Source organism: Nostoc sp. (assembly GCF_036917465.1).
Taxonomy (GTDB): Bacteria; Cyanobacteriota; Cyanobacteriia; order Cyanobacteriales; family Nostocaceae; genus Nostoc.
On sequence record NZ_JBALDL010000099.1, the window covers coordinates 1 to 26,438 of the forward strand.

Annotated in this window: 27 protein-coding genes and 1 pseudogene; 13 read left to right on the forward strand and 15 right to left on the reverse strand. The window is 40.6% G+C overall.

Annotated features, from left to right (window positions below; translation table 11 throughout):
- The first annotated feature begins 272 nt into the window (after nucleotides 1-272).
- Nucleotides 273-1,178, forward strand: coding sequence for a LysR family transcriptional regulator (locus V7K38_RS27030; RefSeq protein ID WP_334862429.1), 906 nt, complete (start codon nucleotides 273-275; stop codon nucleotides 1,176-1,178).
- Between the two features lie 45 nt (nucleotides 1,179-1,223).
- Here V7K38_RS27030 and V7K38_RS27035 read toward each other — a convergent pair whose 3' ends face one another.
- Nucleotides 1,224-2,894, reverse strand: coding sequence for an ABC transporter ATP-binding protein (locus V7K38_RS27035; protein WP_334862431.1), 1,671 nt, complete (start codon nucleotides 2,892-2,894; stop codon nucleotides 1,224-1,226).
- A 607-nt stretch (nucleotides 2,895-3,501) separates the two neighbouring features.
- Here V7K38_RS27035 and V7K38_RS27040 point away from each other — a divergent pair.
- Entirely contained in the window at nucleotides 3,502-3,813 is a 312-nt protein-coding gene (locus V7K38_RS27040) for a hypothetical protein (RefSeq protein WP_334862433.1), read from the forward strand.
- 393 nt (nucleotides 3,814-4,206) lie between these two features.
- Here V7K38_RS27040 and V7K38_RS27045 read toward each other — a convergent pair whose 3' ends face one another.
- Nucleotides 4,207-4,416 carry a hypothetical protein gene (locus V7K38_RS27045; RefSeq protein ID WP_334862435.1) on the reverse strand — a complete coding sequence of 70 codons (210 nt, stop codon included), beginning with the start codon at nucleotides 4,414-4,416 and terminating at the stop codon, nucleotides 4,207-4,209.
- Nucleotides 4,417-4,724: 308 nt separating this feature from the next.
- On the opposite strand from V7K38_RS27045, the gene V7K38_RS27050 reads away from it, so the two are divergent.
- A complete protein-coding gene (locus V7K38_RS27050) occupies nucleotides 4,725-5,042 on the forward strand; it encodes a hypothetical protein (protein WP_334862503.1) in 318 nt (105 codons plus the stop codon).
- A 180-nt stretch (nucleotides 5,043-5,222) separates the two neighbouring features.
- Entirely contained in the window at nucleotides 5,223-5,576 is a 354-nt protein-coding gene (trxA, locus tag V7K38_RS27055; protein WP_334862437.1) for a thioredoxin, read from the forward strand.
- A gap of 108 nt (nucleotides 5,577-5,684) precedes the next feature.
- Here the strand turns inward: trxA and V7K38_RS27060 are convergent, their stop codons facing one another.
- From V7K38_RS27060 to V7K38_RS27075, 4 genes are read right to left on the reverse strand one after another with little or no spacing between them, the layout of a single operon-like run.
- A complete protein-coding gene (locus V7K38_RS27060) occupies nucleotides 5,685-6,218 on the reverse strand; it encodes a dihydrofolate reductase family protein (protein ID WP_334862440.1) in 534 nt (177 codons plus the stop codon).
- Nucleotides 6,219-6,233: 15 nt separating this feature from the next.
- Nucleotides 6,234-6,488: a TIGR03643 family protein gene (locus tag V7K38_RS27065; protein ID WP_334862443.1), complete on the reverse strand. Its 255-nt coding sequence runs from the start codon at nucleotides 6,486-6,488 to the stop codon at nucleotides 6,234-6,236.
- Nucleotides 6,489-6,530: 42 nt separating this feature from the next.
- Nucleotides 6,531-8,330 carry an ABC transporter ATP-binding protein gene (locus V7K38_RS27070; RefSeq protein ID WP_334862445.1) on the reverse strand — a complete coding sequence of 600 codons (1,800 nt, stop codon included), beginning with the start codon at nucleotides 8,328-8,330 and terminating at the stop codon, nucleotides 6,531-6,533.
- A 55-nt stretch (nucleotides 8,331-8,385) separates the two neighbouring features.
- Complete coding sequence (locus tag V7K38_RS27075) at nucleotides 8,386-10,179, reverse strand: ABC transporter ATP-binding protein (RefSeq protein ID WP_334862447.1); 1,794 nt, start codon at nucleotides 10,177-10,179, stop codon at nucleotides 8,386-8,388.
- 205 nt (nucleotides 10,180-10,384) lie between these two features.
- Between V7K38_RS27075 and V7K38_RS27080 the strand changes: the two genes are divergently transcribed.
- Complete coding sequence (locus V7K38_RS27080; protein WP_334862449.1) at nucleotides 10,385-11,449, forward strand: L-histidine N(alpha)-methyltransferase; 1,065 nt, start codon at nucleotides 10,385-10,387, stop codon at nucleotides 11,447-11,449.
- 332 nt (nucleotides 11,450-11,781) lie between these two features.
- Here the strand turns inward: V7K38_RS27080 and V7K38_RS27085 are convergent, their stop codons facing one another.
- The 3 genes from V7K38_RS27085 to V7K38_RS27095 form a co-directional block, all read right to left on the reverse strand.
- On the reverse strand, nucleotides 11,782-11,991 hold the full coding sequence (locus tag V7K38_RS27085; RefSeq protein ID WP_442940810.1) for a type II toxin-antitoxin system HicB family antitoxin: 210 nt from the start codon (nucleotides 11,989-11,991) through the stop codon (nucleotides 11,782-11,784).
- On the reverse strand, nucleotides 11,978-12,244 hold the full coding sequence (locus V7K38_RS27090; protein WP_334862452.1) for a type II toxin-antitoxin system HicA family toxin: 267 nt from the start codon (nucleotides 12,242-12,244) through the stop codon (nucleotides 11,978-11,980). Before V7K38_RS27090 ends, V7K38_RS27085 begins: the two co-directional genes overlap by 14 nt.
- Nucleotides 12,245-12,329: 85 nt before the next feature.
- Nucleotides 12,330-12,530 carry a hypothetical protein gene (locus V7K38_RS27095; protein ID WP_334862454.1) on the reverse strand — a complete coding sequence of 67 codons (201 nt, stop codon included), beginning with the start codon at nucleotides 12,528-12,530 and terminating at the stop codon, nucleotides 12,330-12,332.
- An 85-nt stretch (nucleotides 12,531-12,615) separates the two neighbouring features.
- On the opposite strand from V7K38_RS27095, the gene V7K38_RS27100 reads away from it, so the two are divergent.
- From V7K38_RS27100 to patX, 4 genes are all read left to right on the forward strand, one after another.
- Nucleotides 12,616-13,386 carry a pentapeptide repeat-containing protein gene (locus V7K38_RS27100; protein ID WP_334862456.1) on the forward strand — a complete coding sequence of 257 codons (771 nt, stop codon included), beginning with the start codon at nucleotides 12,616-12,618 and terminating at the stop codon, nucleotides 13,384-13,386.
- A gap of 28 nt (nucleotides 13,387-13,414) precedes the next feature.
- A complete protein-coding gene (locus V7K38_RS27105; protein WP_334862458.1) occupies nucleotides 13,415-14,044 on the forward strand; it encodes a TenA family protein in 630 nt (209 codons plus the stop codon).
- Nucleotides 14,045-14,229: 185 nt separating this feature from the next.
- On the forward strand, nucleotides 14,230-16,062 hold the full coding sequence (locus V7K38_RS27110; RefSeq protein ID WP_334862460.1) for an FAD-dependent oxidoreductase: 1,833 nt from the start codon (nucleotides 14,230-14,232) through the stop codon (nucleotides 16,060-16,062).
- Nucleotides 16,063-16,169: 107 nt separating this feature from the next.
- Nucleotides 16,170-16,397: a heterocyst-inhibiting protein PatX gene (gene patX / locus V7K38_RS27115; RefSeq protein ID WP_334862462.1), complete on the forward strand. Its 228-nt coding sequence runs from the start codon at nucleotides 16,170-16,172 to the stop codon at nucleotides 16,395-16,397.
- 597 nt (nucleotides 16,398-16,994) lie between these two features.
- On the opposite strand, the gene V7K38_RS27120 is transcribed toward patX, so the two are convergent.
- Nucleotides 16,995-18,053 (reverse strand): class I SAM-dependent methyltransferase, encoded by a 1,059-nt coding sequence (locus V7K38_RS27120; protein WP_334862464.1) that lies wholly within the window; start codon nucleotides 18,051-18,053, stop codon nucleotides 16,995-16,997.
- A 323-nt stretch (nucleotides 18,054-18,376) separates the two neighbouring features.
- Between V7K38_RS27120 and V7K38_RS27125 the strand changes: the two genes are divergently transcribed.
- A complete protein-coding gene (locus tag V7K38_RS27125) occupies nucleotides 18,377-18,577 on the forward strand; it encodes a hypothetical protein (RefSeq protein ID WP_334862466.1) in 201 nt (66 codons plus the stop codon).
- Between the two features lie 122 nt (nucleotides 18,578-18,699).
- Here V7K38_RS27125 and glnA read toward each other — a convergent pair whose 3' ends face one another.
- Complete coding sequence (gene glnA, locus V7K38_RS27130) at nucleotides 18,700-20,121, reverse strand: type I glutamate--ammonia ligase (RefSeq protein WP_334862468.1); 1,422 nt, start codon at nucleotides 20,119-20,121, stop codon at nucleotides 18,700-18,702.
- 361 nt (nucleotides 20,122-20,482) lie between these two features.
- On the opposite strand from glnA, the gene apcB reads away from it, so the two are divergent.
- Complete coding sequence (gene apcB, locus V7K38_RS27135) at nucleotides 20,483-20,992, forward strand: allophycocyanin subunit beta (protein ID WP_118161678.1); 510 nt, start codon at nucleotides 20,483-20,485, stop codon at nucleotides 20,990-20,992.
- A 132-nt stretch (nucleotides 20,993-21,124) separates the two neighbouring features.
- On the opposite strand, the gene V7K38_RS27140 is transcribed toward apcB, so the two are convergent.
- Nucleotides 21,125-22,312, reverse strand: a complete 1,188-nt coding sequence (locus V7K38_RS27140; RefSeq protein ID WP_334862474.1) for a glycosyltransferase family 4 protein — start codon at nucleotides 22,310-22,312, stop codon at nucleotides 21,125-21,127.
- Nucleotides 22,313-22,574: 262 nt separating this feature from the next.
- Between V7K38_RS27140 and V7K38_RS27145 the strand changes: the two genes are divergently transcribed.
- Nucleotides 22,575-23,645 (forward strand): LOG family protein, encoded by a 1,071-nt coding sequence (locus V7K38_RS27145; protein ID WP_334862477.1) that lies wholly within the window; start codon nucleotides 22,575-22,577, stop codon nucleotides 23,643-23,645.
- Nucleotides 23,646-23,794: 149 nt separating this feature from the next.
- A complete protein-coding gene (locus V7K38_RS27150; protein ID WP_334862479.1) occupies nucleotides 23,795-23,941 on the forward strand; it encodes a hypothetical protein in 147 nt (48 codons plus the stop codon).
- A 66-nt stretch (nucleotides 23,942-24,007) separates the two neighbouring features.
- Here the strand turns inward: V7K38_RS27150 and V7K38_RS27155 are convergent, their stop codons facing one another.
- The 3 genes and pseudogenes from V7K38_RS27155 to V7K38_RS27160 form a co-directional block, all read right to left on the reverse strand.
- Entirely contained in the window at nucleotides 24,008-24,688 is a 681-nt protein-coding gene (locus V7K38_RS27155; protein ID WP_334862481.1) for a hypothetical protein, read from the reverse strand.
- Between the two features lie 241 nt (nucleotides 24,689-24,929).
- Nucleotides 24,930-25,123: pseudogene (locus V7K38_RS29745) on the reverse strand (IS982 family transposase); the annotation flags it as partial.
- A gap of 5 nt (nucleotides 25,124-25,128) precedes the next feature.
- Nucleotides 25,129-26,217, reverse strand: coding sequence for a nucleotidyltransferase domain-containing protein (locus V7K38_RS27160; RefSeq protein WP_334862483.1), 1,089 nt, complete (start codon nucleotides 26,215-26,217; stop codon nucleotides 25,129-25,131).
- Nucleotides 26,218-26,438: the final 221 nt, after the last annotated feature.

Below are 26,438 nucleotides of genomic sequence, written 5' to 3' on the forward strand. Positions count from 1 at the left end.
TGATTTATTCCCATATTACAGGGAGTGATCGTACTGTAACCGTTGGCAATACCGACAATGGCTTTGTTGAAATCTTCATCTTTAAAACCAACTGCCCGCAGCATAGCCCGATTTGGCGATCGCTGCACCCCTTGCGTCACAACTTGGCTTCTTAAGTTCTCCGACATCGTTACATCTTCCTCTGACTTCCATGTATGAGTATCATAGATAGCAATTTTTGAGATGTCCAATATATATTTATGAATATTTGAGACTTATAAAATATCAAAACTATGGAACTGCGACACCTGCGCTACTTCATTGCTGTAGCTGAGGAACTCCACTTTAGTAGAGCCGCAGAGCGACTTCATATCGCTCAACCGCCCTTAAGCCAGCAAATTCAACAGCTAGAAGCAGAACTAGGGGTAGAACTTTTTCAACGCAAAACCAAACGACAGGTGCAACTAACGGAAGCCGGACAAGTATTTTTGCAAGAAGCTTATCAATTGTTCGCTCAACTAGAAAAGGCAATTGATCTGACTCAACGGACAGGTAGGGGTGAGAAAGGACAACTACGAATAGGTTTCACCACCTTGGTAACTTACGATTTGCTGCCTGTGATTTTGCGGCGGTTTCGAGAACAGTTTCCAGAGGTAGAGTTAGTATTACAAGAATTAACGACAACTCAGCAAGAACAAGCGCTATTCAATCACCGTATCCATGTAGGTTTTGCCCATCCACCTTTAGAAGACAACACTTTCAATCAAGAATGCATTCAGCAAGAAGGACTAATTATAGCTTTGCTAGAAACTCATTTCTTAGCTAGACAAGAAAATATTTCAGTGCGATCGCTCTTGAACGAAAATTTTATTATGTTCCCCCGCTATTTAGGCCCTGGACTTTACGATCAAATCCTGAGTCTTTGTCAGCAAGGGGATTTTAGCCCAAAAGTGACTCAAGAAGCAATCCAAATGCAGACAATTATCGGGCTAGTGTCAGCAGGAATGGGGATTGCGATCGTACCGTCTTCTTTGCAAAATCTTCAAAGGGCTGGTGTAGTTTATCGCACTTTAGAAGAAAAAACACCATTAGTAGAAACGGCTGTAGTATGGCGACAAGAGGATATGACACCTGTTTTACGGGAGTTTCTACAAATTGTGAGAAGTGTTAAAAAAGCGATCGCCTTACATCTTTCGTAGGATAAATCGGGGACTATTGTTTGTGTGAGTCCTCACTTTGTTGAGTTAAGCACGTGCTAGTAAGGGAGCAGCAGCTAATAAGCTTTTGGTATAAGGGTGCTGAGGATTGGCAAAAATCTTTTTTGTCAGACCGATTTCAACAATTTTACCGGCATTCATCACAGCAATACGATCGCACAAAAATCGAGCTAACCAAAGATCGTGGGTGATGAATAGATAAGTTAACTCAAATTCTTCTTTTAATTGCAACATCAAATCCAGCACTTGCGACTGCACGCTAGCATCTAACATACTTACTGGTTCATCGCAGATCAAAAGTTTGGGGTGAGTAATCAAAGCACGAGCGATCGCAACTCTTTGCTGTTGTCCACCAGATAAATCGGATGGATAACGTTCATAATACACTTCTGGCGGTGTTAATCCAACTTTCTCTAGCATCCAAAAAACTTGTTCTTTTGCTTTAACGGTATTGGCTAGATTGTGGATAAATAAAGGATCGGCGATACTTTGTCCCACCGTCATTGCTGGATTAAGACAAGCATGAGGATCTTGAAAAACCATTTGGATTTGTCGCCGTGAGGAGCGAATTTCTTGACGCGACAAGGTAGTTAAATCTTGTCCTAAAAACTCTACTTTGCCACTGGTGGGACGAATTAGTTGCAAAATTGTTCGTGATAGTGTGCTTTTACCACAACCTGATTCGCCGACTAAGCCGAGAATTTCTCCGGGATAGAGATCCAGGTTAATACCATCTACTGCTTTAATAGTCTGGGTTTGTGTGTTAAACAGTCGTTCGATAAAGTTAGGTTCTATCGTATAGTGTTGTTTGAGTTCAGTAATACTCAAAATTGGGGATTTATCATTAATAATCGGTAATTGCTTTTCTGAGTGATTGGCAATTATCAATTCTCCATCATCTTTTACTGCTTGAATATGTAAAGCTGCTTTTAAGAGCGATCGCGTATATTCATGTTGAGGTTGCCTAAAGACGGTTTCTGTAGAACCCATTTCGACCATTTTGCCGTGGTACATAACGCCAATGCGATCGCAATGTTCAGCCACCATTGCTAAATCGTGAGAAATCAGCAACAATCCCATGTTTTCTTCAGCGCACAGGCGAGTTAATTCTTGCAATATCTGCGCGGAAACAGTGACATCTAAGCTGGTGGTGGGTTCATCAGCAACAATCAACTTGGGGTTGAGAAGTAAAGCTAAGGCGATCGCAACCCGTTGGCGCATTCCACCGCTAAATTCGTGGGGATACTGATTCCAGCGACTAGCCGGAATATTCACCTTTTCTAAGGTAGCAAGTGCTTTTTTTTTGGCTTCCCGCGTTGATAATTCTGGTGAGTGCGCCTGAAGGGTTTCAATACAATGCTTACCAATCGTCATCAACGGATCGAGTCGTGTCATGGGATCTTGAAAAATTAAGGCGATCGCCTCTCCTCGAAACTTCCGCAACTGGTTGGGCATTAAGTCAAACACCGACTGTCCTTGAAATGTCACCCGTCCCTCAATACAACTAGAGGCTGGTAGTAAACGCATTACTGCCCTTCCTATAGTTGATTTGCCACAACCAGACTCTCCCACCAATCCCATTTTTTCACCTCGTTGCAAGGTGAAAGATACATCATCAACCGCCCAGCTTGCCTCTTCTCCACTCCGTTGAGGATAGGCAACTCGCAGATTTTCGATACAGAATAAGGCTTCACTCATAGTTTAGTTATCAGCCCTGGGCTACCAGCTTTTATAATTTCAAATTTAAGATAGTCTATCAGATTAGTATTAAACCTCCGCTATCCGAACATTTTTTTGTCTTAGCGAATCCTTGACAGTAGTGATTTATACTGCTTGTCTGACTTTTTAATAGTTAATGTTAGGAGCCAAGCAAGTAAGTAGGTAGACGTAATTAAATATAAGATCAAACCTCACCCTCAATCCCTCTTCGATACTTTGGAGAGGGAAGCCGGAGGCAGGGTGAGGTTTTATATTTAATTTGACCCACTTACTTCTTTTTACTATTAAGCTAATTAATGTTCCCGTTCTGGATGATAACCATCGTTTATTCGTTATTATCACTGAGGTGTATTGACAGCATCCCCTAAGTAGTATTATTCCCAAGAGTGTAACCCAACTTAGGAGGGTTGTTTCCTATTTAGGATATTGGATTAAATCAGCCAGTTTTAGATATTTACAAGTTAATTTAATTAATTAATTCAACCCTTTGTGTGAGGTAATTAGCAAAGCAATAAGTGTATTTTGTTTATAGTAAGACCAACAGAAGATGGTTTGAAACAGCATTTACATAAAGAATATATCAATCATGTTAAACCTGATATTAACTGGATGTATTAAAATCAAAGCATTACTGCTTTCAACAGCTTTTTTACTGGCTGTACAAACTTCAGCCAATGCTCAACAATCGGTTCCTAGATTGACTCCAGCACAAGCTCAAAGTTTATCGCGTGACTTAGTTCCATATAATTCTCAAGACTTTTTTAGGCAAGGAAAAGACTCGATTGAGAGAGAAATTCAAATTCTTAGGCAAAGGCAACTACCATCACTTAAACCTCTTCTTAAGATTGATTCAGTACAGCAGATTAAAAGACCACCTACTCAGCAAAAACCTGAATAGAGTAGTCCGCTTTGATTTATGAATTAATTTGTGTGGGATGCGAAGTGCAAGTGCAATATGCAGGCAACAGGAAAGTTGTACTGAGTTTGTTCAAAAATCAAATCTGAGTTCTGTATCTTACAGCAGATTGCAACTTGGTGAGGTACAGATAATCGTAGGGACACAACATGTTGTGCCCCTACCCGTGTACTTCATTTACCTGAAATACGCTGTATCTAAGTAAGAAGTATTATGCTGTTATGACATTTTAGATCGCTACTTCTTGTACTGCTATTTCTTAAGCTATAGCAGGTAAATTGAATTGCACTCTCAGGCATTACAATGATTATGCTCTGCTTTCGATTAACAGAGCTTTTATATTTTGAATAAACTTTGCAACAAAAATTTACGATTTTAATCGTCTAGCAAACTCATCAACGCTTGAACTTCAACATCTTGCGGCTCTGACAATTGAGACTGTAACTTTAATAATTGACTCTGTAGTGCTTTTGCTACATGGGGCATGTTAGATTCTTGGGCAATTTTTAACTGATTTTCTTTAATTTGGATTTGTTGAAGCAAGTTGTTTTCAACATGAATTGAGTTGTAATGTTGAGCAATCATAGCTTTACATTTTTTATCAATCTCTAAAGGGCAATTAAATTTATCATCAGTGTATTATTCCACACTTTTATCAGTTTTTAAATATTTGATGATTTAATCTTGAAGGAATTGCAAAAAATAAATTATTATAAATTATTTTTACATTTGTAAGGTAGCACAACTGTGCTAACTTATTATGGAGTGTTTTTTTAGCTGGAAGTCCCTGCTGAGTCATGGTGTTTACGGGGATGGCAGGACTAATACACCATGCCCATCTTTTTAGAAGTTTTTCCAAAAACGGAAATTATAATCTGGCAGTTATCAATTGCATGAATTTAAAGTTTAAAAAGTCAAACATTTTTACGTTTGTAAAAATCCTATCTACAGTGCTTATAACCAGCGCAATCGCATTAGAATCGGGGAATATTTATGCAGAAATAAATAATATTAATATACCAATTAGCCTAAATCCAATTTTTTGGATTGAGCGTTTTGCCGTGACCTGCCATTTTATTGAGGGTATTATAGCAGCTTTTTATGCACCTTCAAAAAAAAAGATGCCAATACAATATGCTGCTTATACTTTTTTTGTAGGCACTATTGGGTTGTTAGAACTGTTTGATCGAGATGATGCTTCTACGTCTTGAAGATGTGAGGTAGCGATCGATCGCACCTTATGTAAAATTATTAAATCCCCGCGACAGAGCAAAAGTTAGTTGCGGGGATTTTTTCATACAAGTGGCTGATGAATCTGACAGGCAGAAGGAGGTATAGTTTGTATAGTAAGTTTTTGCTGCAATTTTATTTTGATACTAAGGAATTAAAAAATGTCTGCTGATACTCAGATAGTTAGTTATGTTGAAGAAAGTGAATTTGATGTTGTTTTAAATGGAAGTGAAGAGAAAGTAGTTGTTGTTGATTTTACTGCTACTTGGTGTGGCCCCTGTCGGCTGGTCAGTCCGTTAATGGAGCAACTTGCCGAGGAATACAAAGGCCGCGCTAAAGTCGTTAAGGTAGATGTTGACAGAAATAAGCCTATTTTTAAAAGATTCGGTCTTCGCAGTATTCCAGCAGTTTTAATTTTCAAAGATGGTATTTTAGCAGAAACCATCGTGGGAGTTTCTCCTTATGAACAGTTTAGTGAAGCTGTTCAGAAGCTTCTTGAGGCTGTTCCAACCTAATTTGTAATTCAAAAGGGTTTTGACGCGATTCAGGTGGTGTTTAAATTCCCCGAAGTTTTGAACATCGGACTTCTCACCACTTGAAGCATAATTGTGAAATATGCATTTTTAATGCTGCTCTTTTCGCCTATAAAGTGATTGCAGTAAACCACTAGAATATTGTTTTGAGTTAATAAGCTGCAATTGTTCTTCAGGGGTAGGCGGTGGGAAAAGCTGTATACCGCCACCTAAGATAGTTGGAATCGTTGAAATAATATATTCGTCAATCAAGCTGTGCTGAAGAAACGAATTGATTAATGCTCCGCCACCCACTAGCCAGATATTTTCAAAACCTTGAGCCTCTATATTTACTAAGGCGTTCTTTACTGTGTCAGAAATAAATACAACATCTTCACGGTCAGATTGGAGATGGCGTTTGGTGAAAACAAATGATTTCTTTCCCGGATAAGGCCATTCATCAAAACCAAGTCCTACTTCATAAGTATTGCTGCCCAAAACAATAGCATCAATGGATTCGTAGAAATCACCATAACCGTAGTCTTCCCCCTCTATATCAAGGATTGATAGCCAATCAATTCTGCCATCGCTGCGAGCAATATAACCATCCAAACTAGCTGCAATGTAGAGTGTAACTTTCGTCATTTTACTTTCAATTAGTTACGTTTTTTGATTGTGCGATTTAAACCGACCTGCAATAAATTCTCGCTTAGATAAATGCTTTGTATTGCGTTTGGTAACTCGCTCTCGCCACATTTTGAAACTAGATTCTTTCATTTCGCGCCTCATTAAGGCAATTACCTGTTTCTCCAGCAGTCCAAACTGAGCCTGAATCGCATCAAAAGATGTTCTATCTTCCCATGCCATCTCAATGATGCGATTGATGCTTTCTGAATCGAGGTTAGGTAGCTTCATTCCTTTTCTGGCAATTGGTAAATTCGAGACTATATATATATTTTACTTTTCATTTTGAAGAACCGTTGTGTCTGCTGCACCCAGTTGTAGACTATAGAGGTTGGCATAGACACCTTGCCGATCGATGAGTTCGGCGTGAGTACCTTGCTCTACAATTTGTCCCTGCTGAATTACTAATACCCGATCTGCCTGAGTAACTGTACTGAGACGGTGGGCAATTACGAAACTGGTACGACCTTGCAGCAAACGTGCGATCGCAGTTTGTACTAGCGCTTCTGTGCGCGTGTCAATGCTGCTGGTGGCTTCATCAAGAATCAGAATTCGCGGGTTAACTAACACCGCACGGGCAATACTGATTAGTTGTCGCTGTCCCTGGCTTAGGGGCGCTCCCCGTTCACCCAATTGGGTTGTATAGCCTTGTGGTAGTGAGGTAATGAAGTCATGTACATTTGCCAGTTGTGCAGCCTCTTCAATGTCAGCTTGAGTACTATAGGGAGCGCCAAAGGCAATGTTTTCAGCAACGGTGCCAGTAAACAGAATATTGTCTTGCAGGACGATGCCAATTTGTCGCCGCAGACTGGCTTGAGTAACACTACGCACATCAATATCATCAATTTTCACTGCACCGCCAGATACATCGTAGAAGCGCAAAATCAAGTTAATAATTGTGCTTTTTCCCGAACCAGTCGGCCCAACTAATGCAATCATCTGCCCTGGATAGGCGTGCAAATTCACCCCTTTGAGAACCAATTGATCTGGGTTGTAACCAAACTTGACATCCTCAAATCTCACTTCCCCCTGAATGGGTGGCATTTCTGTTGCATTGGGTGCGTCTTTGAGTTCTGACGGTTCATCTAGTAATAGAAAGATTCGCTCTAATCCAGCGAAGGCAGATTGAGCTTGGGTGTAAAACTGGCTGAGAATCTGGATAGGGCGGAAGAACTGCTGGACGTAAAGTAAAAAGGATGTCACCACACCCACTGTTGCAGCCCCAGTGACGGCAAGATAACCCCCATAAGCCAGAACCCCTGCGGTTGCGAGTGTGTTCAGAAAATCGATGGAGGGCAAAAAGGCGGAAGTAATTGCCACTGCCTCAACGTTGGCATCACGATTGGCAGCGTTGAGAACGTCAAATTCTGCGATGTTCATCTGTACCCGATTAAATGCCTGTGCTTCTCGAACACTGACAATATCTTCTTCCAACTTGGCAGAAAGCTCCCCAATCGTCTGTCGGGTAACGCGAAACCTGGCTCTTGCCCAACGTGCAAATACACTTGTGGTTAAAATCATCAGTGGCACAACCAGGTTGCTCAACAAGCCGAGTCGGAGGTTGATTGAGAGCATGGCAATGACTATACCAATCAAACTGAAAATGTTGCCGAGCATTTGCGCGATCGTCAGTCCAAATGCTTGATTTACGGTATTGACATCATTCAGTAGGCGGCTCATTAAATCGCCCGCTTCGCTGCGATCGAAAAAACTGAGGGGCAGACTTTGAATTTTAAGAAAAATATCTTGCCTCAATTGAGCTAGCAATCGCTGCATAATCCAGCCGACTCGAATAATTTGACCCCTGGTTGCCAAAACTCCAAGTCCGTAGTTCAGCGCTAGTAACCCTAATAACATTAGGAGTCCTTGCAAATTACCTTGGGCAATTAGGTGATCGATCGACCAACCGAGGAAAAACGGGCCAATTGCCTGGGTTGCAGCACCAAAGAATACTAATGTCAAGGCAATGGGAATTTCTTTGCGATAAAGTAGTACGTATTGTAAAAAGCGCCGCAGGGTCGGGAGTTGCTGACTCGACTGCTCAGATGCAACAACAGGAACTGTGCTTGTCATAGCAATTTTAGATTTTGGATTACAAGGTTGTTACAAAAATTTTAAGCAATACTATTTATGTTAGTTTTGGATTATTTTTTTCTTTCGCCTTTACCTGAGATTCCAAGATTGCCCCGTAGAGGGGGCTGTTTTCCATCAATTCCTCGTGAGTGCCTTGGGCTACTAATCGGCCTTTATCCATGAGAAAAATGCGATCGGCATTCTTGACAGTGCTAATGCGTTGAGCTACTACAAAAGTTGTACAAGCTTTTTGACGCATTAAGCCATCTAGTTCGGCTTGAATATGGGCAGCAGTAGCGGCATCTACGGCTGAGGTACTATCGTCTAAAATCAGAATGCTGTAATCGGTTAGTAAGGTACGAGCGATCGCAATTCTTTGTTTTTGTCCGCCAGATAAGCCTACGCCCCGCTCACCGACAATCGTCTCGTAACCATCGGGTAGACCGATAATAAAATCGTGCATTTGTGCAGTTTTTGCAACCTCAATCACTTCCTCTAGGGTTGCATCGGGTTTAGCGTAGGCAATATTTTCGCGGATTGTGCCAGAGAAAAGGGTGGTTTCTTGAAATACAATCCCAATTCGCGATCGCAGGCTTTTGAGGGTAAAATCTTTTACGTCTCGTCCGTCAATACGAACTGCTCCCCTGGTGACATCATAAAAGCGGGCAAGCAAGTTCATAATTGTGCTTTTCCCGGAACCAGTCATCCCTAAAACGGCGATTAGTTCTTTGGGCTTTGTTTCAAAGGAAACTTCTTTGAGAGTTTCAGTACTGGCTCCCGGATAGCGAAAGGAAACATTTTCAAAGGTGATTCTACCAACGCAGGTGTCAAACGGGACAGCACCGGGGCGATCGCGGATTTCAATTTCCGCATCGACAACTTCATAGACTCGTTCAGCAGAAGCAGCTGATTGAGCGATCGCAGGTGCTGCAAATCCAATCAACAAAATAGGTTGGAGAATTAATGCGAGGTAGGAGTTAAACGCCACCAATTCGCCGATGGAGAACTTACGCCCAATTACCTGCGCTCCCCCATAGCCGAAAACTGCCAGTGTTACCAAATTACTCAGCAAAAAGATAAACGGGAAGGTATTATGGATGGCGTTAATGGTCTTCATATTTGCCCTAATTAGACCATCATTTAGGGTTGTGTACCGCGACCTTTCGGTTGATTCCCTGACAAAGGCTTTCACTACCCGAATTCCGATCAAGTTCTCTTGCAATATTGCATTCAGGTTGCTCAGTTGCTCTTGTACTTGCCGAAAAAGGTTGTTATTGCGAGTAACAAATCTTGTCATCAACCATGCTGATATGGGAACTGCTGTTAGGGTAATCAGTGCTAGTTGCCAGTTCATTACTAGCAAAACTACCGCAATAGTCACCAATGTGACAATGCCACCAATGACCTGAATCAGGCTAGTACCTACAAAGGTACGGATCTGCTCAATATCGCTCGTGACACGGGTTAACAGTTGGGAAGTCTGCGCTTGGTCATGATAGCTGAAACTGAGATTTTGAATTTTGCTAAAAATCTTGTTCCGCAGGTCATAAGCTACACCCTGAGATGCTGCTTCTGCCAAATAGCTTTGTCCAAAGTTAAACAAACCACGAGCGATCGCGGCGAGTACCATCCAGGCAGCGCTGTATAGCACAATTTGGAGGTTGTTTTGGCTAATACCCTGATCGATTCCCCATCTAAATAGTTGGGGGGTAACGGCATTTGCGATCGTCAACATCAACAAGCTGACCAATGCTCCTAGTGAAGTCCATCGGTAAGCGCTTAAACTTTTAAGCACGCGCCGCATTGGTTGTATTGACGAAGTTTCCTGGAGTTCTGGTTGCTGAACCACTGAAATGCACCCCTGTATCTTTGAAAAATTATCTCGCACTTTGATTATAAAAAACCAATTGCTCAGTAGGTAATATGGGATCTATTTGTGGTGATAAGTTGAAATTTGGATTCAATTTTTCGGACACCGACATGAGAAAATACTTATTTGGCAAGCATTGCGACTAATCCATTTGAATACCGAAGAAAACCAAAGAACGAGAATAATGTCCCAAAATTTTGATAATAATTCCCAACTTCCCTCAGATAAGATGTCAACTGCTATCAGTCGCATGGCAAAACCAAGTTCTGAGTTCTACTCTATTTTTTCTAAAGAAGAAGTTATAGGGATAATTCATGCACTAGAAGTCAAACGAGAAATACCTCTAAAGTATTCTTATAAAGGTAGAGGTGCAAAAATCTGGGACGATTTTTATCAAAAATATGTTATTCCTAGATGGTATCGAACATCGAATGTTGAAATTGACCTTTTAAATGAAAATTTCAATTACTTTAATAACAGTATTCAAACTGGTACAAAAATAAATATTGTAGATGTTGGTGCAGGTAATTCATATCCTGTTAAAAAATTTATTCAAAGACTTCATAAGTTGGAAAAAGTAAATAAATATATAGCTCTAGATATAAGTGAAGAACTACTTCATGTATCCCAAAATAATTTTAAAAAATGGTTTCCTCTAATCGAGTTTATTAGTTCCACAATTGACATAGAAAATAATCCTGTACCTATAACCTTATTTCAAAATAAAACCGATATTGAAATTGACAATACAGCAAAAATATTTTTCCATCTAGGTGTTACTATTGGAAACCATCAAAATAGAGATGAGGTATTCAAAAACTTTAGAGATAGTATGGGAAAAAACGATTGTCTGGTGTTTACCAATGAAATTGGCTTAAACTCTACATGGGATGGAAAGGTGAGAGGTGGATGCAAATATCATGTAGAAGAAATATATGGATGGGTTAAAAATAAAATTGGGATTAAATCTGAAGACTGTGAATTGGTTAGAAAGTATGATTTAAAAACCGATAGTATAATTGCTAATATCAAACTACATCATGATTACACTATAAATTTCAACCGAATGGGGATAGCTAAAAGTATTGAAATTTCTGAAGGGGAAGAAATTACTATTTGGCGACATCATAAATTTGAAATTCCTCAACTTTTGCAAGAATTAGAACGTTCTGGATTAGAATTTATTCAATATAGTATTGACAAATATAAATCACATATCATGGTAATTTGTAAAATTGCCAGTAACTAACAATTAGCATCAAGATCCCCGACTTCTTAAAGAGGCTGTTTGAAAAGTCCTCTCATTGGTAGCAAAACATTTCAGATCCCCCTAAATCCACGCCACGTGCTTCAAGTCGGCAGAGCCGCCCAACGCAGTGGCTCCCCTTAAAAAGGGGGGCTTTGATTCCGGTTCCCCCCTTTTTAAGGGGGGCTGGGGGGATCTCTAAGTTCCTAAAATCACAGCGAAATACTTTTCAAAAAACCTCTAAGAAGTCGGGGATATAACTGTTCCGATGGTGTAAAGAAAATATTTATTTATGATGATCCTAAAAAATCAGTTTGACTTGGTTTTCACATCAATTAAATATACATCAAACGCGGTGTAGGTTGAGGAATTGAACGTCCTAAATCTTTAGCCGTTTCTATCCATTCCTGCATAACTAATTCTACATTATGCAGGGCTTCTTGATAAGTATTACCGTCAGCAGCACAACCTGATAATTCTGGTACTTGTGCAATAAAAGCTTGATCTAATTCACTCCAGTAGAGAATAATTTCATAGCGAAACATTATTTTTACTTCCTAACTTATACTTTATAATTACTGCACGGACTTGTTTAACTTGATAACTTTTGGCTTTTCCTTTTTTATGTTGGAGGTTTAATATTTCCTCAACATCGGCTTTGACAAAAATGCGATGATCGCCACGAATCCGTTCATCAAACCCTAGCGTATATAAGAGTTGCCACAATTGGGCGAAAGGGATGTCTGTATCAGAAGTCCCAGAGAGAATTTTTTCTAAGAGTTTGTCTTGCTGACTCACGTTTTTCTAACTGTCTTAATGCTTCTATAGTCTCATATTTATTTAAAATCAGGACATCCAAGAGCAAATGGATCTTACAGATGGTTTATTTGAAACGATATTTTGCACAGTTTTGACTAGCGTGGAGTGCATCATTTTGCTTGACATTAATATCTTGGTTATTTTTTATAATGCGATCGCACAGAGACGCACCAAAAGCTATAGTCTGGTAAACACGGTGTATTAAACCTAACGGAGAACCCCTATACTCAAATTTACAAGTGATATAGGTAACTACAGAGGTCAAATTGTTGAGATTGCTAATATCATAAGCTGAAGTATAAATCCATCTCAGTTAATGCTGACTACTGAGCAATAAATATTACGCGAATATGAAGAACCAAATTCTAGGCGCAGCCGCATTTTTAACTACGATTAGTTTGACAACAAGCGTACAAGCAGCGAATTCTGAACATATTAGACAGTTATTAGCAACCAAACAATGTCAAAACTGTGATTTGATTAATGCAGGTTTAGTGATGGCTGACTTATCTGGAGCCAATTTGAGTGGGGCTAATCTCACCGGTGCTAACCTCAGCCGTGCAAACTTGAGTGGTGCAGATTTGCGGGGTGCAAACTTGAGTGGCGCTAGTTTATTTGGTGTTAACTTGAGCGAAACTAAATTTAGTGGAGCAAATTTGGCGGGTGCTGATTTGAGAAATAGTTATCTAGTAAATGCAGAACTGACTGGTGCTTACCTAAATGGTGCTAACTTCCAAGGTGCAGTTGGGATACCATTACAAATTGCTTCCCCAGGAGAATTTTATGCTTTGGGTGTAGCAGAAGGTCAAAAAGGCAACCAACAACAAGCAATCAGTTATTTTAATCAAGCGATCGCTATTAAACCAGAATATGCAGGCGCTTATTTAGCTCGTGGTATCGCCCGTTACCAAATACTAGATAGACAAGGTGCATTAAAAGATGCCCAAGTAGCTGAAAAATTGTTTACATCCCAGAACAATAACTCTGGAACACAAACAGCGCAGGCTTTTATTAAAGAACTGCAAACACCCGTAAATGAAAAGGTAAAGACAGGTAATTCCAATTTCGTTGACTTGTTTGGAAACATTGGCTCACTCCTACTCCAATTCTTGCCTTTTTAAGTGCTTCCTTTTTGAGGGTACAAAACAAATGACTTTATCTAACGAATTATGGGCAGCAAATCAAGACTTAGCTCAAGCTTGCCTAGAGCATCCTTTCGTTCAAGGCATTGGCGATGGTACTCTTGAACAGGTAAAATTTGCTTACTACGTAGGACAAGATGCTTTTTTCTTAGAAGCTTTTGCCCGTGCTTACAGTATAGCCGCAGCTAAAGCACCAGACTGGTTAGGTTTCACCACATTTCATAACTTAGCTAATGGAGTTTTAGAAGAACTGCGGTTGCATAGTGGCTATGCTTCTCAGTGGAAAGTCAATTTGAACTCCGTGAAACCGGGAGCCGCCACCCGTCGCTACACTGACTTTTTATTAGCAACTGCTTGGGGGCAAGACGTGGGTTTAACTGCTGCGGCGATGTCTCCGTGTATGCGTTTGTACGCCTTTTTGGGAGAACAGTTAGCTTGTAATGGTATTCCTAATCATCAATATGGAGACTGGATTCGCACTTACAGCAGCGCAGAATTTCAACCACTAGCACAACAATTAGAAAGTTTGGTTGACAATTATGCCACTAGCAATTCTGTTGTGCATTCAACCTATCGTTATGCTATGTTTTGCGAACGCGACTTTTTTCAGGCTGCGTGGGAGTGTTTAAGCAACTAGCCGATAGCCGAAATGAAGTGTCAGAAACCTCTTCATCTTCTTAGATGGGCGGGGTAGTTCATAAGATTTTGACTATTTTTAGGACTTACGCAAAACTACACGCGGTAGGGGCAATTCATGAATTGCCCCTACCGGAAAATCAAAGTTTGGGTTATTTTTTGCCTAAGTCCTCTCTAAATTAAGCAATGGTTAATCAGACATACACAGCTGATGTCTTAGTTGTCGGTGGTGGAACCGGAGGGACTGCGGCTGCTATCCAAGCGGCGCGACGGGGAGCCAAAACGATTCTGGTAAGTGAATTTTCTTGGTTAGGGGGAATGCTAACTTCGGCTGGAGTATCTGTACCCGATGGCAACGAATTAGAAGCTTTTCAAACAGGGTTATGGGGCGCGTTTTTGCAGGAATTGCGACAACGACAGCCCGGAGGATTAGATAACAGTTGGGTAAGCTTTTTTAGTTACGAGCCTCGAATTGGGGCGGAGATTTTTGCCAATTGGGTGCAGGAATTGCCAAATCTGCACTGGATTTCTGGACAAGTGCCAATAGAAGTGTTCCGTCAAGGTGATTCTATTACTGGTGTGCGCTTTGCTGATTTTGCTGTCACAGCTAAAATTATTCTCGACGGCACAGAATTAGGAGATTTATTAGCTTTAGCTAACATACCTTACCGTTGGGGCTGGGAATTGCAATCTGAATGGGAAGAACCCAGCGCCCCAGTGACTTTTAACTCTTTCACCAAGAAATATCCGGTGCAAGCGCCCACTCATGTAGTGATTATGCAAGACTTTGGTGATGTAATGTCTCCAGAAGTTCCGGTTGCCCCTAACTATAATCCATCACACTTTACAAGCGCTTGGGATGGTTATGGAGCAGAGACAGTCTTGCAAACTCTCACGCCGGGAGACTCGGACGCGCGAGGTTTGCGCTTTTTGAATTATGGACGTTTGCCTGGTGGTCAATTTATGATTAATTGGCCAATCTGTGGCAATGACTACGATCGCGGACTAGAGCGGCTGATAGAGTCAGATGTGTCTAGAGATGAATTCATCCAAGAATCTCGCTGGCACAGCCAAAATTTTGCCCATTTTATCCAAAATCAGCTTGGTCGCCGCTATGGTTTAGCAGAAAAAGTATTTCCTCACGCCTCTACAGCTTTTGCACTGCATCCCTATTACCGAGAAAGCCGCCGCTTAGTGGGGCTAACTACTGTCCGCGAACAGGATATTTTGCCCATCGCTGGGGGAAGAGTTGCATCTATATTTAATGATGCGAGGTTTTGTGAAACGATCACAGTTGGTAATTACGCCAATGATCATCATTATCCTGGTGTTCAATTCTCACTGCAACCAAAATCTATCCGTTGGGGCGGACGTTGGACTGGGACTCCCTTTACAATTCCCTACAGTTCACTAATCCCAGCCACTACAGATGGTTTCTTGGTTTGTGAAAAGAACATTTCTGTCTCCCACATTGCCAATGGCGCTACCAGATTACAACCTGTGGTTATGGGCATTGGTCAAGCAGCAGGTATGGCGGCGGCGATGTGTGTTGAGTTAAACTGTCAGCCGAGGGATTTACCTGTTAGATCCCTGCAAACAGCTTTATTAGAGGATAATCGCTCAAAAACAGCAATTATTCCTTTATTTAATCTTCCACCCAATCGTTCGGATTGGCTGCACTGGCAACTGTATTACTTAAATAACCCACAAGCCTATCCAGATAGTGGTTATTGCCCTTGTCCATCGGAAAATGAGTACCCTGACTCTGTTTTTGACCAGGCATTAATTCGAGAAACTAACTGTTTTAAAGGCATTTTCTCCCACTTGGATCGGGAGGAATATAGATTTGCTGTCACAGCACCAGCCGCATGTCAAGGGCAAAATTGGCAGCTTGTGACTTTGCGATCGCATATCGACGAGCAATTACGCGCTTATCCCCACAAACAATTAGTTACATTGTGGGGTCATTACAATCACTCTGGTAACTGGTTATTAGTCGAACATTTAGATGGAGGATAAAAAGAGTTTATTTTCAGTAAAACAGAATACTTTTTGATGAATTGTCCGGATATTAATCAAAAAACTAAGTATTAGTGAAGTGGAGAGTTCCAAAATAGACATCTGCTATGCGTGCTGCCATTTCACTTTTAATATCGAGTCTGGTATTCGGCCCCTTAGCTTTTAACTGCCAAGCAATGGTCAATCACTTATCAACTGGGCTGCCTTCCACGTCTACTTCGGAACAGTGGCTGTCGGCGGAATCTGAACAAGCTTCAGATGATGCGCCACGTCATCGCGGTAGTGGGCGTAGGGAAGTTCACAAAAATTCAGAAATACCTTATGTTGTGGTTTAACTACCGCAGGGTAATGCCTTTTTTTCAAAGGAACCAAAGTACCAGAAAACACGATGTTGTGCTAACATATTTAACACAGCTTTTCTGGTAGAGATATATACAGTTGACACACGAAAATCTTCAGCGATCGCTTAGTATTTCAACTGCAAGCTTTGTATATCATAAAGTTGGTTTCAATTCTGGCGATCAAAATGCAAATCAAATTAAGTGCCTTGATCAACAGCATTAACTACTCCTCAAAAGCTACATAACTGTTGCTCATATTCCTGGGAAGCTCTGCATCTCAATCCTCAACGGCTCTAAAAATAGATGTTACTTAGGCTATCAGTTAATCTAAAACACATCTAATAGGACTTACAAACTTTACAAAAGACTTATGATGTGAATTAACGTAAACACGTCGTTTCAGGTTTTTTATTGATGGTAAATACACCCGTATCGTAGGGGCAATTCATGAATTGCCCCTACGACGGATCTGGTTTTTCAAATCATCTTAGTCATTTTAATTATTTTACACCCAAGGGCAGATGCAAAATTTTGCATCTGCCCTTTTTAGTTAAAGTTTACTTAGGGCAAAGGCAATGAACAGGTATTATCTCAAGCTGGCTTATGAGCAATAAAATACTTGCTCATAAAATGGACTTGCATCTCAATATTCTCAAAGCCTACTCTCTGTAAACGTTCTACCAAGTTATCAATGGTGTAATGCTTGTAATAGGGTTCATGGAAAGTTTCAGGGAAAGAGTCCATCATATATTCCAACTCAGGTGAATCATTCAACTGAATTGAGTCACAGATAATAAACACTCCGCCTGGTTTTGTTACCCGAAAGCATTGCTCAATAATTGTTTGACGTACAGATGCTGGTAACTCATGAAAGAGAAAAACAGAAGTTACAGCATGAAAATAGTCATCTAGATAAGGTAACTCTTCGACATTACCTTGCAAAAGTTGCGGTAGTTCTCCCGGAATTTGGGATAGTAGTTCATTTGCTTTCCGCAAATAAGCTGGTGACAAATCTGTGCCAAACAGAGATGCTTGAGGCAGGGCTGCCCGAATTAACTTCAAAGTTCGCCCAGTTCCACAAGCTACATCCAAAATACGGGCTTGCCGTGGTGCAACCGAATCAATTGCTTTCAGCCCTGCCTTGAGAGGAGCGAGAATTCGCCGCCGCATCGCATCAGCTGCCCCACCAAAAAGAATTTCTACTTGTAAGTCATATAAATTGGCTGACAAGTCACTCAAATAGCCATTGCTTTGGTGATGGAAGTTCTGCAAGTAGTAGCTGGGATAAGCATCTGTGTCAATTTCGGGCGAAAAATCTTGGTAATTCTGTTGTTTAACCCGCTCCCACATTTGAGCATAATCTAGCCACACTAGAGGATAGTAGGAAAAAAAGTCTTGCCAGGGATTATCAAACAATAAACTTTCCGGGTAGACACTTTTTTGAGCATCTTGCCAGTCTGTCTCCAGCAGCTGGTTCAATCTCTGTTGAAGCTTGGCTAAAATCTCATTTGGGATGGGTTTGGTCTTTTGTTCAAGTGTCGGATACACCAGGTTCCTCAACTGTGAACTTAATATTTTGTGAGCCAGACCAAAGTAATTTTTGCCCTGCTGAAAGGTTTGATAAGTCAGCTTAGTTAAACTCTCAGGCATAAAAATAGCTTAAGTTTTGATTACTTTTATATAAACTATTGTAACGAAAAAATTATCTCCTGTTGGAAAGGTAAAGGCTCCCAGGTGAGATAAAGGTGAAACCATCGAATCAGGCAGGGGAATTCTAGAATCTCTGTTCCTGCTTACCTGCCTCTTCGGTCAGATGATTTTAGCCATCAAAGGTTTAGGGAAAAAGTACGTCATATTGTCAGCAGAAGCAAATATAAATTTATGTAAAAAGTAGCATAAGCTACAGAATTTTTATTATATTAGTATTGTGAGAAAAAATTATATATTCACAAAGTTTAGAGAGGACTATGGTTATGTCTATTGCAGATAAATCTCGTGCGCTAATGGTGCGTGAACATCAGCAAGTTAAAAATCGCCAACAATCAATACTGATGCGGGCTGCACAAGAACTTGGTCTTCCTGAAGAAGCAGCGCACTACTGGAACCCAATTCAAGGGAAGGTAGATGCTAGCACTCGAATGATTTATGGGCCTAGTCATGCTTCTATGAGCTAAGTTTCAAGAGTTTTAAGCTGGATTTTTTGAGTGAACATCTCAACTGATAACTCTGGAAAAAAAAGCCACCCTTTACTCTAGGGTGGCGAAACTGATTAATTTTAGTTAGATACGATCCTTAATTAAGCATCGTAATAGAGATAAAATTCGTAGGGATGAGGACGTAGTTGCAACTGTTTGGCTTCGTTAAGCTTGTAGTCAATCCAATTTTCGATAAAGTCTTCCGTGAATACTCCTGATTCTGTCAAGAAAGCGTGATCGTTTTCTAGTGCTTGCAATGCCAGTTCTAAAGAACTTGGAGTTGAGGGAACCTTTGCCAGTTCTTCTGGAGAGAGTTCATAGATATTTTTATCTAAGGGTTCACCAGGATGGATTTTGTTTTTGATGCCATCAAGACCAGCACAAAGCATTGCAGCAAATGCCAAGTAGGGGTTAGATGTCGCATCTGGACAACGGAATTCTAAACGCTTGGCTTTGGGGTTCTTACCAGATAGAGGAATACGGATAGAAGCAGAACGGTTCCCTTCGGAGTAAGCCAAGTTAACAGGAGCTTCATAACCTGGTACTAAGCGCTTGTATGAGTTGGTGCTAGGGTTGGTAATTGCTAACAGCGCTGGTGCGTGTTTGAGAAGACCACCAATGTAGTACAACGCCATATCGCTCAAACCAGCATATTTATCACCTGCAAACAGAGGTTGTCCGTTTTTCCAGATGGACTGGTGACAGTGCATTCCCGAACCGTTATCGCCAAAAATTGGTTTTGGCATGAAGGTAACGGTTTTACCGTGTTTTTTGGCAACGTTCTTGATGACATATTTGTAAATCATCAACCAGTCAGCCGCTTCGATCAACTTCCCAAAGCGAAAACCTAGTTCGCACTGACCACCAGTAGCAACTTCATGGTGATGCTTTTCAATAGGCACACCTAATTCTGCCATCATCAACAGCATCTCTGTCCGCATATCTTGGGAAGAATCTGTTGGGGAAACTGGGAAGTAACCTTCTTTGAAGCGTGGTTTGTAACCCAAATTGGGTTTTTCGGCTGTACCCTCTTTCCCAGAATTCCAAGCACCTTCTTCGGAATCTAAAAAGTAGTAGCCTTCGTTAGCAGTTTGTGCAAACCTAGCACTGTCAAAGATAAAGAACTCAGCTTCAGGGCCAAAGAAGGCTGTGTCACCAAGACCAGTGGAAACCAGGTAATCTATTGCTTTCTGGGCAATAACGCGGGGACAACGGTTATACGGTTCACCTGTGCGGGGGTCTTTGATACTACAAATTATACTTAGTGTTGGCACTTCCATGAATGGGTCGATCCAAGCAGTGTTGGGGTCGAGTACCATCGTCATGTCCGATTCGTTGATCGCTTTCCAACCCCTGATGCTGGAACCGTCAAACGGTACGCCATCAGTGAATGCAGTCTCATCGATTTGGTCTTGGAACAGTGTGAGGTGCTGCCAAGTTCCTACTGTATCGATGAATTTGAGATCAATCAGTTGAATTTTTTCATCTTGAATTCTCTTCAAGAGTTCTTTTGGTGTTGTCATTGTTACTCCTTCTCTACCAATTTCCTAAAGTAAACCAGAATCTTTCTTCCAAAGCATCCTAACCCTGCTGATCTCAATCAGACCGTGACACACCAGAAATATCTTAAATAGTAGACATTGGAGGATTTTGTAGCTTATGTTACAGATATCTAGATTATCAGGTTATATTAACCTTTCAGCGATCATCTGTACAAAACTGGAAAGTTCATCATATAGGGGTCAACTTTGGCATAGAATCCTTAAATAGTGGATAGATTGTTTTTGTGCCGAATCTATTTTAAATAGCACAAAAATTTACTGGTGCATAAGTGCAGCCAAATAAATATCAAACCATAAATAGAAAGGATTGGGAGAAAAAAGAATGCGCGATGCGGTAACAAGTTTAATTAAGAATTATGACTTAGCTGGTCGGTATTTTGACCGGAATGCGATTGATAGCCTGAAGTCTTACTTTGACAGTGGTACTGTCCGAGTCCAAGCGGCGGCGGCGATAAATTCTAATGCGGCTGCACTTGTCAAGCAGGCTGGTTTGAAGTTATTTGAAGAACTGCCAGAATTGATTCGTCCTGGTGGGAATGCTTATACAACTCGCCGTTATGCAGCTTGTCTGCGGGATATGGACTACTATCTGCGCTACGCCACCTATGCACTGGTTGCTGGAAATACGAATGTGTTGGATGAACGAGTGCTACAAGGGCTGCGGGAAACTTACAATTCTTTAGGAGTGCCTATTGGGCCTACCGTTCGCGGTATCCAGATTCTCAAGGATCTGATTAAGGAACAAGTGGCAGCAGCAGGTGTGGTTAATACTGCTTTTGTGGATGAACCATTCGATCACATCACACGTGAGTTGAGCGAACAGGATATTTAGATTTTAGATGGGTAAGGTGTCTGCCCCGACATAATAAATATAAGTAGCGATCGCACTTTTGTCTTTGCTGAAAAAGAGCGATCGCTTTTTTGTGAATTCTATCAGGTGATAAATCTGGATATGGGAAGTTCTTTACCAGGCAATTTGCGATCGCTCCTGCACAACTCGCTGATATACTTCTTCAGTTTGCCTAGCTAATTTTGGCCAGCTAAAGCGGCGCTCTAAATCCTCATAAGCATTATCCACCAGCCATTGCCGATAACCTAGATTTTTCAAAACTTCCAAAATTCCCCAAGCTAAAGAATCGGGATTATTCACCCAAGTCACAATACCTGTTTTGGTATGTTGCACTACTTCAGGAAAACCACCAGTATCAGAAACTACTACGGGAACACGGGAAGCAAAGCTTTCTAAAGCGACAATTCCAAAGGGTTCGTAAAGGCTGGGAAACACAGCACAATCAGCGACAGTTTGGAATTTATCTAGGTAATCATCGGAGAGAAAACCGGTAAAATAGCAATGATGCCAAATTCCTAAATTCCAGGCTTGGCGCTTGAGATGGTCAGTATTGCCGCCACCAACGATGACAAATTTAACATTACCTCCCATTTCTAAAAGGATCTTGGGTGCAGCATTAAGTAATATCGGTACACCCTTTTCGTAAGTCATGCGACCAAGGTAATAAACTATTTTCTCATTGTCTGTGGCAAATTGGCGGCGAAAATCCAGCGCATGAAAATCTACGTGATGCTGTTTTTTTTCGGCTCGGATACCGTTATAAATGACATCGATTTTGTCCCAAGGGCTTTGTAATGCTCGTTCTACTTCTTGGCGCATATAATCGCTACAAACGATAATTCGCCAAGCGTTGAAAGCCAGCAAGTTTTCTTTGCCGTTTATATAGCCTTGGATATCTGTGTGAATACCGTTATAGCGTCCGTATTCGGTAGCATGAATTGTGGCAACTAGTGGTATTTTAAAACTATGCTTGAGAGCGATCGCAGCATCTCCTACTAACCAGTCATGGGCATGAATTAAATCAAACAGCCCTTCCTCTAAAATCAACTTACCACCGTGATGTCCCATACTCAGGTTGAGATTGACTACCCAGTGGAAAAAGTCGTTACTATATGCCACTGGCACGCGATGTACCTTCACTCCCTCAACCACCTCATACATTGATGCCTGACCAAATTCGGCTGTAATCAGGTGGATTTCATGCCCCAGCTTTACCAGTTCTGGATACAACTCCGCTACATGTCGCGCAATTCCCCCAACAATCCTTGGCGGAAACTCCCAACTCAGTACCAATATCTTCATCTGCTAGACTCCCCCACACTTTACAAATATCCAAAAACCTACATTTACCTAAAAATACAAGGGTGGCAAATGTAGTGAGTATGTTTACTAAAATTGTTAGATTTTTTAACTGTTATTTTGTTAAAGCTTATCAAATATCCAAATAAACAAAACACTCCAGACACAGAGGACAGATTGTAAACGTACATCACAGGGCTGTATCCCGCTTGCTAGAGTGTGAGTCATTCACGTAGAATATAATGCCATTGTTGCAGCAGTTCTCATGACTTCATCTGCGTCATTTGACACATTAGAGTCTTTACAGGCGGATATCGCTGAATTGATCGCTCGTTTACCGACATTAAAAAATCGGCAACTTATTCAGCAAGCACTTGCTACCATTGTTCGTCTAGCTGATACCGAGATTGAGCGTCTTGACTGGAAAATATTGTCGGCTGCGTTAGCAGATATGGAACGCGGTTTCCAGCTATTTTATGATTACCGACACGTTCGCAAAGTCACCATCTTCGGTTCTGCTCGTCTAGCACCAGATAGACCAGAGTACCAAATAGCCCTTGAGTTTGCTCGTACTATTTCTCAATTAGGATTTATGGTGATGACAGGCGGCGGCGGTGGAATCATGCAGGCGGGTAACGAAGGCGCTGGGCGAGAAAATTCCTTTGGATTAAATATTCAGTTACCCTTTGAACAGGAAGCAAACCCTTTTATAGAGGGCGATCCCAAGCTAATTAACTTCAAATATTTCTTTACCCGCAAGCTGTTTCTCCTCAAAGAAAGTGATGCTATAGCCTTATTTCCGGGAGGCTTTGGCACTCAAGACGAAGCTTTTGAATGTATGACATTAACCCAGAATGGGAAATTTGGCCCAGTCCCTCTGGTTTTAATCGATCGCCCTGGTGGTGATTATTGGCGCTCTTGGAGCAAATATATTGATCAGCAATTAGTGGAAAATGGTCTTGTCAGTCCTGAAGACCCTAGCCTTTACACGGTGACAGATAACCTGGATGTCGCTTGTAATGCCATCACTTGTTTTTACCAAGTTTATCACTCCTGTCGTTATGTCAGTAATCAGTTAGTTATTCGTTTGAAGACAGATATATCAGACGTTCTTGTAAAGCAACTCAATGCTGATTTCAGTGACATTCTTGTTAAAGGACAGATTGAAAAAAGTCAGGCATTACCTCAAGAAGCACAAGATGAAACTGCTGAACTGCCCCGCCTCATTTTGTACTTCAATCAACGCGATTTAGGGCGCTTGTATCAGATGATTGCCACAATTAATCAGATGGGTAATCCTTCACCAGAAGATGTAGCGCATCCAGAAAGGAAGTAATTCAGGACTTACGTAACAATAACTGAAACCCTAATTTCTAGGTAGGGGCAATTCATGAATTGCCCCTACAATGTTCGGTTTTGCGTAAGTCGTATAGCTCCTTTTTCAACCCGTCGAATTCACGTTTCTTTATAAAAAATCAAGATTTTATGGAACGTCTTTTCCAATCTTGGTTAATTAAGAAAATTGGCGTTGCTGAATCATGGGATGATTTCGCTCAATTTAAAACTAATTATCAATGGTTTCACCTGCCAATTCATCCCGCATTTATGCAACGCCAGAAAATTAATAGATAGTTGATTGAGCCAATTGCAAAATTCGTCTTTACAAGCATTTCTGCAATTGGCTTAGATGTATTGATATTACAAGCAACCTACAATAGGTAAGCAAACTTTGGGTTTAGGAATAGAATTATTATTTGATGATGGTTGTGAAACGCGAGGTTTTGGCGTATCAGGAACGGGAGCAAATGAACCGTCAGGATTAATAATAGGGATATTCCGAAATTTAAACACTCCGTTATAAGCAACGTGTATTTCTAATAAACTGATATAAGGAGTTGAAGTGGGTACTTCCGCAATATCAATAATAGCCTTATACTTTATGTCTTTTACAAGATTCATATTTATAGAGCCATTACTTCCAGCAATATTCTTTCCGATTTGAAGTCTACTGGGACGATATTCATTACCTTCCGAGTCTACCATTCTAGAATTAAGCATGTTCGACCCGTAAGCTTGATCTACATTACTGCTTAGAGAAAAGGTACAACTAACTATCTTCATTTTTCTTGCACAGAATTTTAGTTCCGCGATAAAAGAATAAAGTGTTTCAGTTTGAATTGTCTTATCACTATCAGGTTGCTGGGAACTTGAATTTGGGCTTTGTACAGGTTTTCCACAGACAACTTGACCCGATGATGTTTTCATGCAAACCTCATCGGGAGATGCTAACGCAGGAATACTAAATACTGATACACCAAATGTACAAAGAGTCATCAGTAGATAGAATTTAGAAGATTGAGAAGAAAAAAATGATTTCATGAATTTGGTTAACCTCTAACTATGTACTTACCTTACGCAGTGACTAATTATATTATTTATAGGCTTATATTAGTAACCAAAGTTGCAGGTTATTCAGGCTCCGCGTGAAAAGCATCTTGAGAGGAATGCGATAGCAGGCAACGAGGTGTGTGGTTGCGCGTAGCGCAACCACAAGACCCGACTGAATCAAAAAATTTGTGTATTTTATAACAGTCTAAAAAATGACTTAATGTATAAATTTTTACTGCAAAGTAAAAGCAGAAATAAATGCTTCTATCTTCAGTAAAAACTCATCATAAGTTACTGCATGAATTGACTTTGAAAAAACACAAGTAATCGCAGTAAATACAGTCTCAATATAATGTCTTATCGATTACTTAATGTATTATTCCAAGGTTCGTCTTGACGCTTATGATTCTTTTTACACATAACTTTTTAATTTACCAATTTTGCATTTCTACTAATTCCATACACAATTCATTAATTTGCTCCAAATCAGGTTTATGAGGTAGAGCAGACTGTTCATAAACAGTTTCCATTTCAGCAACCAAATCTTCTGCCATTTTCATCACCTGCTCATAAGAATACTCACCCTTTAAAATAGCCTTTAAATCCTCAACATCACCAGCTATTCTTCTATCTACAATCACTTCACCTTGTCGCAATATTTCTACTCCACTGCGTAACAATCTAATGCAGTGCATCCCATGTTTAAGGTCAAAACCCGACTGTCTTTCCATTTCTGCCCTAGCCGGATTTCTATTTTCCTGCCAAGATAAGTAAGCTTTCCATTCTCTTAAAGCTATTTGATAACTTTGGCTTTTCTGAAGCAGGCGGATAAAATCTTTACGGCTATTGGTTAACTTTTGAGTATATTCTAAAGTTTCATCAGGTAAAGTATATTGTTTTAACACTCCTTTAAAATCAATATCTGCTGTTAACAATTGGTATAACTGCTCCGCTTCTTCCAAAAACTCAATCCGCCCTCTGATTAAGTTATAAAGATATTCCAGAAAAGCATTTAGCTCATCTTTACTGAGGGGTGCTTCGTCCTCTATGGCAAAGTCAGATGGTATTGGTTTTTTTTGCGGTGGCTTTAATAACCATTTACGATGAGTTTCCATCTTTTTGATTTGAGCAAAGGCATAACCAGTGTAAGTATGTTTTACCTTCTTACTCAAAAATAGCTGCTTATGATTAATTAAATGTTGTCCAACTGCGTTGACAAAAGGATAGTTATTTAACCAGAGCAATTCTAAAACATTAGGATTCGCACCCGCTAATAACTGGAGGATTTTTCTTAATTCATATATAACTGTGTCTTTGTTCCCATCAATGAATGGAAATATTCCTGGTTCATCCCAACCAGTATCTTTTTGTTCGATGCGATCAAATCCCAAATAGTACCTTTTGGGTGCAATAAAGACTCCCCGATAATCAAAGTCTGAATCAGGACGATTTAAACCATAGCCGTGGCTACCTGCCAAACCAATTAAAATAGTTCTTTGCTCAACTTCTATTCTTTCCATATCACCTGATTAAAATATAGTCATCCTAACTCATGAGTTAAGCAGGTGGCGAGATGGGAAGCAAAGTTGCTTAGTTTAAGAGGTTGAATGAACAAGTGTTTTGCTGTGATTTTAGGCACTTTTAGATCCCCCCTAACCCCCCTTAAAAAGGGGGGAACCGGAATCAAAGTCTCCCTTTTTAAGGGGAGCCACTTGCTTCACTTGGCGAGACCCCAAGTGAA